General features: G+C 71.3%; 9 protein-coding genes. 3 read left to right on the forward strand and 6 right to left on the reverse strand.

Annotation, left to right across the window (positions count from 1 at the left end; all coding sequences use genetic code 11):
* Positions 1-19 precede the first annotated feature (19 nt).
* The 6 genes from AB0K12_RS33220 to AB0K12_RS33245 all read right to left on the reverse strand — a co-directional run bounded on the left by AB0K12_RS33220 (position 20) and on the right by AB0K12_RS33245 (position 10,976).
* Positions 20-2,122, reverse strand: a complete 2,103-nt coding sequence (locus AB0K12_RS33220) for a sensor histidine kinase (RefSeq protein WP_364570140.1) — start codon at positions 2,120-2,122, stop codon at positions 20-22.
* 127 nt (positions 2,123-2,249) lie between these two features.
* Positions 2,250-6,236 (reverse strand): Ig-like domain-containing protein, encoded by a 3,987-nt coding sequence (locus tag AB0K12_RS33225; protein WP_364570142.1) that lies wholly within the window; start codon positions 6,234-6,236, stop codon positions 2,250-2,252.
* Positions 6,229-8,076, reverse strand: coding sequence for a beta-L-arabinofuranosidase domain-containing protein (locus AB0K12_RS33230; protein WP_364570145.1), 1,848 nt, complete (start codon positions 8,074-8,076; stop codon positions 6,229-6,231). The genes AB0K12_RS33225 and AB0K12_RS33230 overlap by 8 nt, the downstream gene beginning before the upstream one ends.
* Positions 8,069-8,833 carry a carbohydrate ABC transporter permease gene (locus tag AB0K12_RS33235; protein ID WP_364570148.1) on the reverse strand — a complete coding sequence of 255 codons (765 nt, stop codon included), beginning with the start codon at positions 8,831-8,833 and terminating at the stop codon, positions 8,069-8,071. The genes AB0K12_RS33230 and AB0K12_RS33235 overlap by 8 nt, the downstream gene beginning before the upstream one ends.
* On the reverse strand, positions 8,830-9,747 hold the full coding sequence (locus AB0K12_RS33240; RefSeq protein ID WP_364570151.1) for a sugar ABC transporter permease: 918 nt from the start codon (positions 9,745-9,747) through the stop codon (positions 8,830-8,832). Before AB0K12_RS33240 ends, AB0K12_RS33235 begins: the two co-directional genes overlap by 4 nt.
* Positions 9,744-10,976, reverse strand: coding sequence for a sugar ABC transporter substrate-binding protein (locus AB0K12_RS33245; RefSeq protein WP_364570154.1), 1,233 nt, complete (start codon positions 10,974-10,976; stop codon positions 9,744-9,746). Before AB0K12_RS33245 ends, AB0K12_RS33240 begins: the two co-directional genes overlap by 4 nt.
* Positions 10,977-11,122: 146 nt before the next feature.
* Between AB0K12_RS33245 and AB0K12_RS33250 the strand changes: the two genes are divergently transcribed.
* From AB0K12_RS33250 to AB0K12_RS33260, 3 genes are read left to right on the forward strand one after another with little or no spacing between them, the layout of a single operon-like run.
* Complete coding sequence (locus tag AB0K12_RS33250) at positions 11,123-12,136, forward strand: LacI family DNA-binding transcriptional regulator (protein ID WP_364570157.1); 1,014 nt, start codon at positions 11,123-11,125, stop codon at positions 12,134-12,136.
* Positions 12,137-12,179: 43 nt separating this feature from the next.
* Positions 12,180-12,449 carry a sulfurtransferase TusA family protein gene (locus AB0K12_RS33255; RefSeq protein ID WP_364570160.1) on the forward strand — a complete coding sequence of 90 codons (270 nt, stop codon included), beginning with the start codon at positions 12,180-12,182 and terminating at the stop codon, positions 12,447-12,449.
* A gap of 17 nt (positions 12,450-12,466) precedes the next feature.
* A complete protein-coding gene (locus AB0K12_RS33260) occupies positions 12,467-13,474 on the forward strand; it encodes a LacI family DNA-binding transcriptional regulator (RefSeq protein WP_364570163.1) in 1,008 nt (335 codons plus the stop codon).
* Positions 13,475-13,701: the final 227 nt, after the last annotated feature.

Below are 13,701 nucleotides of genomic sequence, written 5' to 3' on the forward strand. Positions count from 1 at the left end.
GGCGGGCTCCCCGACCGGATCAGGAAACGGAGCGGGTTCTTGGGTCGGGCGAGGCGGCGAGCAGCGGGAGGGTGACTTCCACGCGGGTGCCGGCGCCCGGCTCGCCCGTCACGACGCAGACGCCGCCCAGTTCGGCCGCGCGCTCGCGCATCGAGCCCAGACCGACGCCGGCGCGGGGCGTGTCCGGGAGGCCCTTGCCGTCGTCGGTGATCAGGACGCGCAGGCGGCCTTCCTCGCGCTGGACGCGAATGCACGCCGTGGAAGCCCCGGCGTGGCGGCGGATGTTCGTCAGGGACTCCTGCACGATGCGGTAGACGGCCACCTCGACGGCGGCGGGCAGGTCGTCCAGGTCGCCTTCGATCTCCACCGTGACCTCAGGGGACGAACCGGCGACGCTGTCGCGGCCGGCGCCCTCCACCGCCTCGGGCTGGGGGCCGCCGGCGAGGCCGTGGAGGGCGCCGGCCAGGCCGAGGTCGTCGAGGGCGGGCGGGCGCAGGCCGTACACCAGTTCTTTCACGTCCTGGGTGACGGCGCCCATGCCGGTGTGCAGCTCCCGCAGCAGCTCGCCCGCCGCCTCGGGAGAGGATTTGAGCGTGAGGCGGGCCATGTTCACGGTCATCGCCATGGCCGACAGGCTCTGGCCGAGCCCGTCGTGCAGGTCGCGGCGCAGCCTGCGGCGCTCCTCCTCGCGCGCGGTCAGGATGCGCTCGCGGGAGCGCTGCAGGTCGGCGGCCATGCGTACGGCGTGGGCGACGTCGGCGGCGTACGGCGTGAGCGTGCCCAGCACGCGGTCGTTGTGCGCGGCGGGAAAGCGGCGCGGCCCTGGCGGTCCGACGAGCAGCCGCCCGACCCTGGCGCCGTGCCAGACCAGCGGCACCTCGCGCGGCGACGGCCCGACCCGGCCGCTCTCGACGTAGTGCGGCTGCCCGTCGGTCACCTCGACGGCGACGCCCTCGACCGCGAGCCCGTCGCGCAGCACGCTCACCACCGAGGTCAGCGCCTCGGCCGGGTCGCCGCGCCGGACGGCCTGGGTGAGCCGGGCGGCCAGCACGGCGGGGTCGCCGACGGAGCCGTACAGGAGCCGGTCCACGGCCCGCTGGAGCGCCCGCCGCAGCGGGTGGAAGAAGACGCCGGCGAACAACGCGGCGGCCACCCCGGCGACCTGGTGGTAGCCGGAGACGAGCAGCCCGGACAGCGCACCCGCGCCGAAGTAGACGGCGCTGACCACGGCCACCACCCCGGCCGCCACGAACGCCCGGCTGATCACGGTGTCGATGCCGTAAAGGCGGTACCGCATGACGGAGAACGCCACCGCGAACGGGATGGCCGCCGCCCACGCGACCGCCGGCCAGATCAGTGCGGGCCAGATGGCGGCCCCGACGAGGAAGACGATGTACCCGGCGAAGGCGAACATGGGCCAGCCGATCTGCCGCCGCACCTCGGGCCCGGCCCGCCGCATGCGCACCGCCATCGACAGCCACGCCAGCGCCATCGCGGTGTAGATGCCGACCCAGGTCGCGACGTCCACCACGTCCAGGTACGACGCCAGCGCGGGCACCTGCGTCGGGTTGGGGATGACCTCGGGGTACGGGTAGCCCTCGCGCGGCGGCGTCACCCTGACCAGGACCCGCACGGTGGCGGTCCCGAGCGCGGCGGCGCCCAGCCACAGGACCGGCCGCCAGCGCCTGGACGGCAGGCGGCCGTCGGGCGAGTAGAGCGGCAGCACCATGGTCAGCGTCAGGCCGCAGATCGCCCAGCCGAGCTGGGCGGGGCCCCGTAACCAGCCGGCCATCAGCAGCTCGCCGTCGGCGGCGACCCGGAACATCAGCATCCTGGACAGGTCGCTGATGCCGGCGGACGCGCCGCCGATGACCATGAGCCAGGCCATGTTGAGCTGGGGCCGGTGGTGGAGCAGGAACGCGCCGACGGCGGGGAAGGTGAAGATGACGGCGGTCTGCGGGCTCGCCATCTCGGGCGGCGTCCACTCGGGTGGCAGCCCGAGGTAGACGAGGATGGCGAGCAGGCCGAGCAGCGGCGACGCCACCGCCAGGACGGCCGCGAACACCACCCCGCCGGTGAGCCGCCGCCCCTCCACGATCTCACCGCCGGGACGTTCGGCCATCGTGCTCGCCCGCCTCCCCGGACCGCCCGTGTCCGGCCGGCCGGCACGCCTCGCGCCGGCCGACGGGGGTCCCGGCGGCCGCTGTCCTGGCCCCGGCCGAACGCGCGGGGCCAGGACAATATAGGCGTTAGCGGACGGTCACGGTGGCCTTCGCGGGGAGCGTCGTCCCGGCCACCTGACCGGTCACGGTGAACGTGCCCGGCTCGGCGTACCGGGCGGGATCGACGGCCTCCCAGGTGACGGCCACCGAGCTGTCCCGAGACCCGTCGTTGTACGTCGCCATGACCGTCCTGGGCAGCACCGGCGCCACCCCGGCGGAGGTGGTGACGGCCTCGTCGGCGATAGAGGTGATGGTGACCGCGCCGGTGGCGCGCACGTACACGGTGGCCTGGGCGGGCTCGCGCACGCCTTCGGCCAGCCCGGCGACGGTGAAGCTGGTGCCGCCGTCAGCGACCTGCTCGGGCGTCACCTGCTGCCAGGTGACGGCGGCCCTGCCGCGCGCCCCGTCGGCGTAGACGGTCTCGACGGTGGCGGGCAGCTCGGGCAGCGTCCCCGCGAGGGTGGGGACGTGGACGGGCCGCACCGCGTCCGGCGGCACCTCGTACACCCTGACCTCCAGCAGCCCGACGGACGCGCCGCCGGATGCGAGCTGGACGCGCAGCCGCGAGGTGGTGACGGTGTCGAAGGCGACGGTGTTGTAGGCGTCGGCGGCCGCCGGATAGGAGGCGGCGCCGGTGACATCCTCGAAGGAGTCGCCGTCCCATTGCTGGATCTTCCACGAGGCGGGGACGCGCACGCCGCCGCCGTCGTCGAAGAAGTACACGTCGGCCTTGTTCACCCGGACGGGCTCGGGCCATTCGAGCTGCACCCACTGCGTGCCCTGCTGCGGCCAGGTGCCCCAGCGCGGGTTGGCGCCGTCGTTGGAGCGCGGCGGGTCTATGCCGTCGTTGATCGCGGCGACGCTCTCCCACGGCGAGGTGTAGGAGGCGGTGGGCGTGGCCCTGGGCGCCGCGTTCGCCTGCTCGGCCTGGGCGGAGGCGGTGACGGTGACCGTCTTCGCGGTGCTCTTCGCGCCGTCGGAGGCGGTCAGGCGCAGCGTGTACGTCCCCGGCTCCGAGAACGCGACGACCGTGGTCGTGCCGGTCGGGTCGGTGAAGAACGCGTCGCCCGGCCCGTCCGCCTTGGTCCACTGGGTGGTGAGCGTGCCGGAGGGCAGCCCGTCGTCCTTGACCACGGCCTCGATCCTGACCTGACCGGGACGGCCGAAGCCGGGGTCGGTCACGAGCGTCACCGAGGGCGGCTGATTGGCGGCCCGTCCTGCGGGCTCGCCGCTGCGGTACGCCTGCACCTCCTTGATCCCGGCGCTGTGCCCGGGTTGCGGCGTGACCTGGACGCGCAGCTTGCGGGCGGTGACGGCGGGGAAGCGCACCTCGTTGAGGTTGGCCTGGGGGTAGGCGGGGGTCCTGACCTGCCGGGGCACCTCTTTCCAGGCGTCGCCGTCCTGGTACTGCACGGTGTAGTGAGCGGGCTCGGTCCTGGTCCTGCGGTCGTTGACGAAGTACAGCCTGACCTGGTCGACCTTCTGCGCCTTGCCCAGGTCCACCTCAAGGTGGTCGGGCCCGGCCTGGCTCGCCCAGTACGGCTCGTTGATCGTGAATCCGTCCACGGCCCCCGCCGGGTCGCCGTGCTCGGCCGTGGCGGTCTCGACCAGGTTGGGCCGGGCCGAGCGCAGGTCCACCCCGGCCTTCTGGAACAGGTCCGCCACGCGATCGCCGCGCAGCTCCACCTGCGTGGGCGCCTTCATGGCAGGCGCCTTCTCCGCGTGCAGCACGTCGCCGCCCTCGACCTCGCCGGTCTTGGGGTCCCAGACGGCGTGCGCGAGGCCGGACAGCGTGACCTTGCGCTTGCCGTCGATGAGGATCGAGTAGCCCTCCGGCACGCCGGCGTAGTGGCGGGCGCCGTCGCCCGGTTTGTCCCAGACGATGGTGAGGTCGCTGCCCCGGTAGTCGATGCCGTTGACGGTGAAGTGGTCCCAGCCGATGTCCACCGGCCACAGCTCGACCTTGCCGTCGGAGCGCGGGCGCAGGCCCATCACGTCCTCGATGACGGTCCAGTTGCTGCTGCCGAGGATCGTGTGGTGGATCCAGGAGCGGTAGTCGATGGTCTTGGTCTTGGGGTTCCAGTTCGCCCAGAACTCGTTGGCGTCGGGATAGCGGGTGTCGCCGCCGACGTACTGTGACCAGGCGTTCCAGTAGAGGAGCTGCTTGTACTGCTCGGCCGTGATGTACGGGCTCGCGTACTCGCGCAGCGCCTTGCCGAACAGCGCGAAGTTCCGGGTGGAGTTGATCTGCGAGAAGTTGTTGGAGCCCGGCTTGCCCTGCGCCGCGGCCTCCGCCTTGTCCTTCTGGTTGGCGGTGTACGCCGGGAAGATCGGATATTCCGCCGGATCGGCCCACAACCGCAGCGCCTCCCGATATTTCGGGTCGTCGGTGGGGACGAGGCCCGTCGCGTACGGGATGTAGTTGTTGGACTCCTTCCACGGGATCAGGTTGCCGGTCTGCAGGTCGCGGTGCTTGAACAGCTTCTCGTCGTCGTCCCAGAGCAGCGTGAGGATCCCGTCGCGCACCTTGTCCGCGACGCCGCGCAGCTCGGCCGCCTTCGCCGCGTCCCCGGCCAGCTCGTACGCCTGCGCCGCCGCCATCGCGTTGGCGTAGACGTACGCGCCCTCAAGACGCTCGTTGGCCCGGTCGTAGTAGTGGAACGACACCGCGTCGGCGTCGTTGCCGGTCATCGCCTCCCAGTCGTACTCGATGACGCCGTTGCCGTTGGAGTCGTACGCCTCCAGCTGCCCCGCGACGTCCTTCTCCGCGTACCTCGCGAGGTTGCGCAGGATCGCCGGCTGCCCGCCGTGCAGCTGGTAGCTCTCCAGCGCCGCCGCCGAGATGTACTGGGTGTAGCTGTTGGACCAGTTCTCGGGGTCGCCGGGGTTGTCGGTGTACTTGGAGTTGCGCGACACCTCGCCCGCCGACACCCACGGCCCGTAGGAGTAGACCGGGTCGCGCAGATACTTCAGGTCCTGCACGAACATGGGCACGGTCAGCACGATCGCGTTGTTGTAACCGAGCGCGCCCTCGACCGAGGTGGGGAACTGGAAGTCGTTCCCGGGGATGTCGGCGTCGAGGAAGTTGAAGCGCATCAGCCACCAGCGGTAGTAGACGAACTTCTTGATGTTCTCGTCCGGCACGTCGATGTAGGGCAGGTTCTCGGCCCACCAGGCGTTGTAGTCCTGGAGCTGGCGGCGCAGCGCCTGCTCGGGCGAGCGCCCCTTGTACGCCCCGTACTCCTTGCGCGACCCCGGCAGCTCGTCGGTGACGAAGCCCATCTGCACCTTGGTCCGCACGGTCCTGCCCGGCTTGACGGTGACCGTGCCTTTGAGCGCGCCGCCGGCCGCCTTGAGCCCGTCGCCGCTGAGCCGGGGGAAGATCGTGGTGAGCCGGTTCTTGGCCCACACCGCGCCGGTCAGCTCGCGGTCGCCGTCGGCGGTCTTGGCGTACGGGGAGGTGACGGTGACGGGCACCTCGCGGGCCGTCGTGCCGGTGTTGGTGATCTCCAGGGTGGTGACGGCGACGTTCTCGTGGGTGATGAACTTCTTGACCCCGACGGCCAGCCCGTCGCCGGTGTAGCGGCCGGTCCAGTGGCTCGGCATCTGGAGACGGTCCGCGACGGTCTCGGTCAGGCCGGTGCCGAGGTCGATGACGTACGCGTCGCGGTTGTCGATGCTCTCCCAGTACGCGACGTACCCGCCGAAGCCGATCTTGCGCGGGTCGTGCTCCTTCATGAACAGCGCCCGCCCGCGTGACATCAGCCACGTGCCCGCCGGGTCGTCACCCGGCCGGGCGAGCATGCGGTCGATCCAGTAGGAGTCGCCGCCCTTCTCCTTGTTGTAGATCCGCTCCATCATCCGGCGCGGGTGGTAGCCCACCGGCTCGGCGGGCACCGGATCGGCGCCGGTGAAGACCGGCATCCCGAGGTCGTCCTGCGCCGCGTGGGAGGGTGCGACGCCGAGCCCGGCGGTGAGCGCTGACACGGCCAGGCACACCAGCTGTTTACGCACGTGCATCTCCTGAGATCGGTAGCCAGACACGCATGGTGGCGGGACCCCGGTTGCCCCACCGGTGATAGGGGACGAGCCGCAGCCGGACGTCGCCGCCCCCGCCGGTCGCGGACGGAGCCCCGTACGGCCAGCCACCGTTCGCCCCTGAGCCGAGCGCGGCCCCCACCTCCAGCTCCACCACGCCGTCGCCCTCGTGCTCGACGGGCGGCTCGACGTGCGCGGTCAGGTCGCCGAGCGGCGGCTCGTCGGCCACCGACTCCGCGCAGTAGACCAGCGGCCCCCGCTCGACCGCCGCGCTGCCCCGCAGCGCGTCGATGCGCCGGTCGGGGAACGTCCAGCGCGGCCGCACCGGCAGCTCAAGCCGCAGTTCGTCGCCGGCCCGCCAGGGCCCTTCCGCGGCGACGTAGCCGGGCTCGACCGGCCGCACCCGCGGCTCCTCCCGCAGCGGCGCGTCGGGCGCCGACGCCGGCACCCTGGCCAGCGTCGCGTCCGCCGCCCACGCGGGCACCCGGACGGCGATGCGGCCCGCGCCGTCCTCCAGCACCCGGACGGTGACCGAGCCGGTCCACGGGTAGCCGGTCTCGACGCGCAGCGCGAGCCCGCCGTGCCGGATCTCGGCCGGGGTGAGGTGGTGGATGACGACGCCGTCGCGGGAGCCCGCCGCCACGTACGCGGGGAGCGAGGCGAGCGTGCGGGCGATGTTGTTCGGGCAGCACGAGACGTCGAACCAGGGCGAGCGCAGCCCGCCCTCCGCCGCGTGGTTGACCCCGTCGAGCGGCGTCGCGGGCACCCGGACGTGCAGCGGGTTGACGTAGAAGAACGAGCGGCCGTCGAGCGCGACGCCGGTGGCCAGCAGGTTGTACATCGTGCGCTCGGCCAGCTCGGCGTAGCGCACGTCGCCGGTGGCCAGCAGCAGCCGGTGCGCCAGCATGATGGAGGCGATGCCGCCGCACGTCTCGTTGTACGCGCGGTCCGGCGGCAGCTCCCAGTCCTCCCCGTACGACTCGTCGGCATGCCTCGAGCCCATGCCGCCGGTCAGGTGGGTACGCCGGGCCACCGTGCGCTCCCACTGAGCCTCGACCGTCTTCAGCAGCTCCTGGTCCCCGGTCTCGACCGCCACGTCCACGACGCCGGAGGCCAGGTAGAGCGCGCGGACGACGTGCCCGCGGAACACCTGCGCCTGCCTGACCGGCACGTCGTCCTGGTAGTAGCCGCGCCCGAACGGGATGTCGGCCAGCGCGGGCAGGCCGCGCCGCTCGACGAAGCGGCGGGCCATCTCCAGGTAGCGGCCGGTGCCGGTGGCGCGGTACAGCTCGACCAGCGCCATCTCGATCACCGGATGACCGCAGGTCTCGGTGCCGTCCATGAAGCGGCGGCACACGTGGTCGGCCGCCTTGACGGCCACCTCGGTGAGCAGGTCCTCCCCGTACGTCCGCAGCCTGGCCACGCCCGCCTGGATGAGGTGGCCGTAGCAGTACAGCTCGTGGCCCCACTCGAAGTCGGTGTAGCGGCTGCCCGACCAGCGGGTGTTGAGATAGCCGTCGCCCTCCTGGGCCTGCGCGACGGTCTCGGCCAGCGCGGGCAGGCCGGGATGGTCGGCCCAGGCCATCGCCTCCAGCAGCTTGTAGATCTCCGAGTCGCTGAACTCCCGGCCCCTGCGCGGCCGCTCGCCGCGGAAGTTGCCGATCCAGCCCTCGCGTTCCTCCCATTCCAGGCAGTGGGCGATCGTGACCTCGCGGTTGAGCGCCACGCGGTCGCCCCAGAAGCCGGGAAGGAGGCGTACCGCGTCGAGGCCGAGCGGGGACAGGGCGCCCGATGAGGGCAGGACAGGATCAACCACGCAGAGCTCCTGACATGAATCCGCGCACGTAGTGGCGCTGCAGAACGACGAAGAGAATGAGACAGGGGATCGCCATCACCATGACGCCGGCCTGGAGCATGCCGTAGTCGATGGCGCCGAACGTGTGCTGCGTCATGCTCACCACGGCCACCGGCAGCGTGAACGACGAGCCGTCGTTGAGCAGGATGAGCGGCGCGAAGAAGTCGTTCCACGAGGCCAGGAAGGCGAACAGGCCCACCGTGACCAGCGCGGGCCGCACCGCGTGCAGCAGGATCCTGGCGAACGCACGGAACGTGCCGCACCCGTCGACCAGCGCGGCCTCCTCCAGCTCGCGCGGCAGCGCCTCGAACGCGTTGCGCATCATGAACAGCGCGAACGGGAGCTGGAACATCACGAACACCAGCGACAGGCCCACCAGCGAGTTCTGCAGGCCGAGGTAGCCGAGCAGCACGTACAGCGGGATGAGGATCGTCGCGTACGGCACCATGAGGATCGCCAGCGTGGCGAGGAACAGCAGGTTCTTGCCGGGGAAGTCGAAGCGGGCGAAGCCGTAGCCGCCAAGCGCCGACACCAGCAGCGTGCCGCCCACCGTCATGGCCGACACCAGGACGCTGTTGGCGGCGTACGTGTCGAGCCCCTCGCCGAAGCTCGCCATCTCCAGGTAGTTGGACGGCTCCTCCAGCGAGGCGTAACCGCTCCACACCAGCGGGAACAGGAAGAGCACCGCCAGCGCGGACAGCGTGAGGTAGCGACTCACCTGAGCCTCCTCATCATCAGCGCGTTCAGGCCGACGAGGGCCAGCAGCAGCACGACCGACAGGGCCGCCGCGCCGCCGAGGTCGAAGCGGAAGAACGCGTCCCGGTAGATGACCATCACCATGGAGACCGTGCTGTTGTCAGGGCCGCCGTTGGTGAAGACGAAGAACTGGTCGAAGGCCAGCAGCGATCCTGTGACGCTGAGGATGAGCATCAGCGCCAGCGTGGGACGCAGCAGCGGCAGCGTGATCCTGGTGAGGATCTGCCAGCGGCCCGCTCCGTCGCTGCGCGCGGCCTCGTACACCTCGGTAGGGATGGCCTGCAGGCCGGTCAGCAGGATCAGCATGTTGAAGCCGGCGAAGCGCCAGAGCACCAGCGTGATCGTGGAGAACAGCGCCATGTTCGGCGTGCCGATCCACTTGACCGGCTCGTCGGTGACGCCGATCGCCTGGAGCATCGGGTCGATGGGGCCGAAGTCGTTGTTCAGCATGCCGTAGAACAGCAGGCCCGCCGCGGCGAAGCCGACCGCTCCCGGCAGGAAGAACGCCGTCCTGAAGAACGCGATGCCCGGCCTGCGCTCCTGCACCAGCAGCGCGAGGCCGAGCGCCACCAGCGACAGCAGCACGGTCGTGATCGCCGTGTACTTCAGCGTGAAGAGCACCGCGTCCACGAACAGCGGGTTGTCGGCGATCTTCGTGTAGTTGTCCGGCGCGTTGAACGCCGCCGGGCCGAGCAGCGGCCAGCGGTTGAGCGACATCCAGACGACCAGCACCAGCGGCGCCACGAACAGCACGCCGACGATGACCGCCGTCGGGGCGGCGTACAGCCAGCCCTGCACCTTTCTGCTGCTGCGCCACCGGGCGGAGGGCGCGGAGTGCGCCGCCCGCCGCCCGGATCTGCCGGCGGTCAGCGTCATTGCTGCAGCGACTTCGTGATCTCGGCGTTCAGCTGGGGCACCTTCGAGGCGTCACCGAACACCGCCTCGCGGGCCAGCCGCAGCCAAGGGCCCTGCGGGTCGTTGAAGGTCTGGCCGAAGCGCGGCGCGTACGGCGTCCGGCCCTTGGCCACCAGCGAGTTGATGAGCACCACGCGCGGGTCCTCGGCCGAGTACTTGTTGTCGGCCAGGTCGGTGCGCGCGACCACGTCCTTGTTCTTGGCCATGACCTCGACCTGCGCCTCGTCGGACACCGTCCAGGACAGGAACTCCCAGGCCGCGTCCGCGTGCTCGGTGGTCGCCGCGATGCCGACCGAGTCGCCGCCGACGAAGGTGGACTCGCCGCCGTCGGGCCCGGCGATCGGGGTGACGCCGATCTTCATGTCTTCCGGCATCAGGCCGAGCGTGGTCGAGGGCATCGGCATGACGCCGATCTCGCCCTTGGGGAAGAAGCCGGTCCAGGTCGGGCCCTGCTCCTCCTTGGCGGTCGGTCCCGTGGCCTTCTTCTCGTACAGCTCGCGCCAGATCCTGAAGACCTCGGTCATCGCCGGCTGATCGTTGAGGGACGTCGTGCCGTCGTCGTTCATGACCTGGCCGCCGGCCGCCCAGACCGAGGGCCAGAAGGTGAAGACGTAGCAGCCGCCGCAGTTGCCGCCGAAGAACGTGCCGTGGACCTTGCCGTCCTTGCCGAGCTTGTCCTGGATGGTGGTGGCGTGCTCGGCCAGCTCCTTGAGCGTCTTCGGGCCCTGCTCGGGGTCGAGCCCGGCCTTGTCGTACAGGTCCTTGTTCCAGAACCAGACCGACAGGTCGAGCGTGTGCGGAAGCGTGTACTGCCGGCCGTCCAGCGTGCCGAGCTTCATGTGCGAGGGCGCCAGCTTGTCCTTGTACGGCAGCTTCGCGATGCGGTCGGTCAGGTCCATGAACAGGCCCTGGGAGGTGTAGTTCGGGACGAAGATGACGTCGGCCGCGAACACGTCGGGCAGCTGCTTGGCCCCGGCCGCGGCGGCGATGCGGGGCTGGTAGTTGTCGGTGGGGATGACGGTCAGCTCGACCTGGTTCTTGTGGCTGCTGTTGTAGGCCTGGACCAGGCGTTCCGTCTGGGTCTGCGTGGCCGCGCGGGTCCACATCGTGATCGTCACGGGGCCGTCAGCGGGCTGCCCGCCGTCGCCGCCGCCGCTGGTGCCGCAGGCTGCGGCTGTGAGCGCTAACACCGAGAAGAGGGAAATCCCTGCCAGCCTTCGTCTCATGATGTGCTCCTGGACTTAAAGGTTTTCGGAAACGTAGAAGAAACATGAGGCCGTGTCAATGGGTGCTAAGGTGCTAAGCAGTTCCCATAGACCGAAAAGGGTTTCGACGTATGGCGGGTAAGCGGGCGACCATCAACGATGTGGCCTCGCTGGCGGGGGTGTCCATCGCCACGGCCTCCAAGGCGCTCAACGGGCGCCAGGACGTGCGTGCGGCCACGCGCGAACGCGTGCTGGCCGCCGCGGCGGAGCTCTCCTTCCAGCCGAACGCCCTGGCCAGGGGGCTGCTGTCCGGGCAGACGCGCACGGTGGGCCTGCTCACCTCCGACAGCGTCGGCCGGTTCGGCATCCCGGTGCTGCTCGGCGCGGAGGACGCGTTCGGGGCCGGGGAGATGGCGGTGCTGCTGTGCGACGCGCGCGGCGACGCCATCAGGGAGCAGCACCACGTACGCGCGCTGCTGTCGCGGCGGGTCGACGGGCTCATCGTGGTGGGCGAGAGCACCAACCCGCGGCCGTCGATCAGCAAGGACCTGCCGGTCCCCGTCGTCTACGCCTACGGCCCGTCCGATGACCCCGACGACGTCTCGTTCGTGCCCGACGACGTGGGCGCCGCCGCCATGGCCGTGCAGCACCTGCTCGCGCTCGGCCGGCGCCGCATCGCGCACATCACCGGGCCCACCCACTACAAGGCGGCCCGCGACCGCGAGGAGGGCGTGCGCAGGGCGCTCGCCGAGGCCGGCGTCGAGCAGGCCGGGCAGACCCTGTCCGGCGTGTGGTCGCAGCGGTGGGGGCGGCACGCGGCCGAGATGCTGCTGATGGCCGAGCCGGAGATCGACGCGGTGTTCTGCGGCAGCGACCAGATCGCCGCCGGGTTCGTCGAGGGCGCCAGGGAGCGGGGACGGCGCATTCCCGACGACATCGCGGTGGTCGGTTACGACAACTGGGAGGTGCTCTCCACCGAGACCAGGCCCGCCCTGACCACCGTCGACATGAACCTCGAAGTGCTCGGCAGGACGGCCGCCCAGCACCTGTTCGCGGCCATCGACGGCAAGGCGACGCCCGGCGTCCACACCCTCCCCTGCCAGCTCGTCATCCGCGACTCCACCGCGCCGCCCGGCATCTCCTGAGGGTGGTGTGCGTCCGCGGGCCGCAGGGTGGTTTCCTATACGCATGCCTGATCTCGTGGTGGACGGCGGCGACAAGCTGTGCGTGCAGTTGCTCATCGAGTTGCGCGGCCATGTGCGCGAGGCCGGGCCCGGCGCGGTGATCCACCTGATCGCCACCGATCCGGCCGCGCCGGTCGACCTGCCGGCGTGGTGTCACATGACCGGGCACGCCTACCTCGGGCCCGTCGAGGGGGCCGAGCGGCCGACGTACGCCTTGCGGGTGGCCGGCGACGCCAAGGAGACGCAGGACGCGAAGCCCTGGCACGCCGCTTAAGCGGTTAATATCAGTCCGTGAAACGTCCCACGATCGCCGACATCGCCAGCCGCGCGGGGGTCTCCAAAGTAGCGGTCTCCTACGCGCTCAACGGCCAGCCAGGGGTGTCGGAGGCGACGCGGGCACGGATCGTCGCCATCGCCGAGGAGATCGGCTGGCGGCCCAACAGCGCCGCCCGCGCGCTCAACGGCGCCAGGGCCAACTGCGTCGGGCTCGCGCTCTGCCGGCCTGCCCGCATCCTCGGTGTCGAGCCGTTCTTCATGGAGCTGATCAGCGGCATCGAGGGCGTGCTCGCCGACCGCTCCTACGGCCTGCTGCTCCAGGTGGTCACCAGCCACCAGCAGGAGAGCGAGGTCTATCGCACCTGGTGGGGCGAGAGCCGCATCGACGGCGTGTTCCTCGTGGACCTGCACTACGCCGACTCCCGGGTGGCCGACCTCGAGCGGCTCGGCATGCCGGTCGTGGTCATCGGGCACCCGTCGGAGTCGGGCTCGCTGTCGGCCATCTGGTCCGACGACGGCGAGGCCGTGCGCGAGACCGTCGGCTACCTCGTGGCGCTCGGCCACCGCCGCATCGCCCGGGTCGCCGGGCTGCCCGCGCTGGTGCACACCGCGGTCCGCGACCAGGCGTTCGTGCAGGCGTGCGAGGGCGTGGCCGAGCACGTCATCGTGCACACCGACTACACCGGCGAGGAGGGCGCGCGGGCCACCAGGCGGCTGCTCAGCTCCCCCGACCGGCCCACCGCCATCGTCTACGACAACGACATCATGGCCGTCGCCGGGCTGTCGGTCGCGCAGGAGATGCGGGTGGAGGTGCCGCGCGACCTGTCCATCGTGGCGTGGGACGACTCGCCGCTCGCCCAGGTCGTACGCCCGCCGCTGACCGCTCTCACCCGCGACATCCCGGCCTACGGCGCGCACGCGGCGCAGCGCCTGCTGGCTCTCATCGCGGGCGAGAGCGTGCCCCCGTACGAAGACCGCGCCGCCAGCCTCACCCCGCGTGGCAGCACCGGCCCCGTCGCCTGAGACGTCCCTGCGCGGCACGTGCCGCGAGCGGCGGGCGGGGCGGCTGGCAGACCGCCTCTCCCTGGCCCGCGGCACGTGCCGTCCCCTCCTCCGCGGCGAGTCTCAGGGGAGCCGCCCCCGCGTCCCCCGCGCGGAGACGGCTCCGAACCGACCGAGTGAGGAAGAGACGTTCTGAGTACCTCTGTACCCGAACGTGATCTGAAAGGGAGCGAATCGTAACCTTCCGC

It is taken from the genome of Nonomuraea sp. NPDC049419 (assembly GCF_040676995.1).
Classification (GTDB): domain Bacteria; phylum Actinomycetota; class Actinomycetes; order Streptosporangiales; family Streptosporangiaceae; genus Nonomuraea; species Nonomuraea salmonea.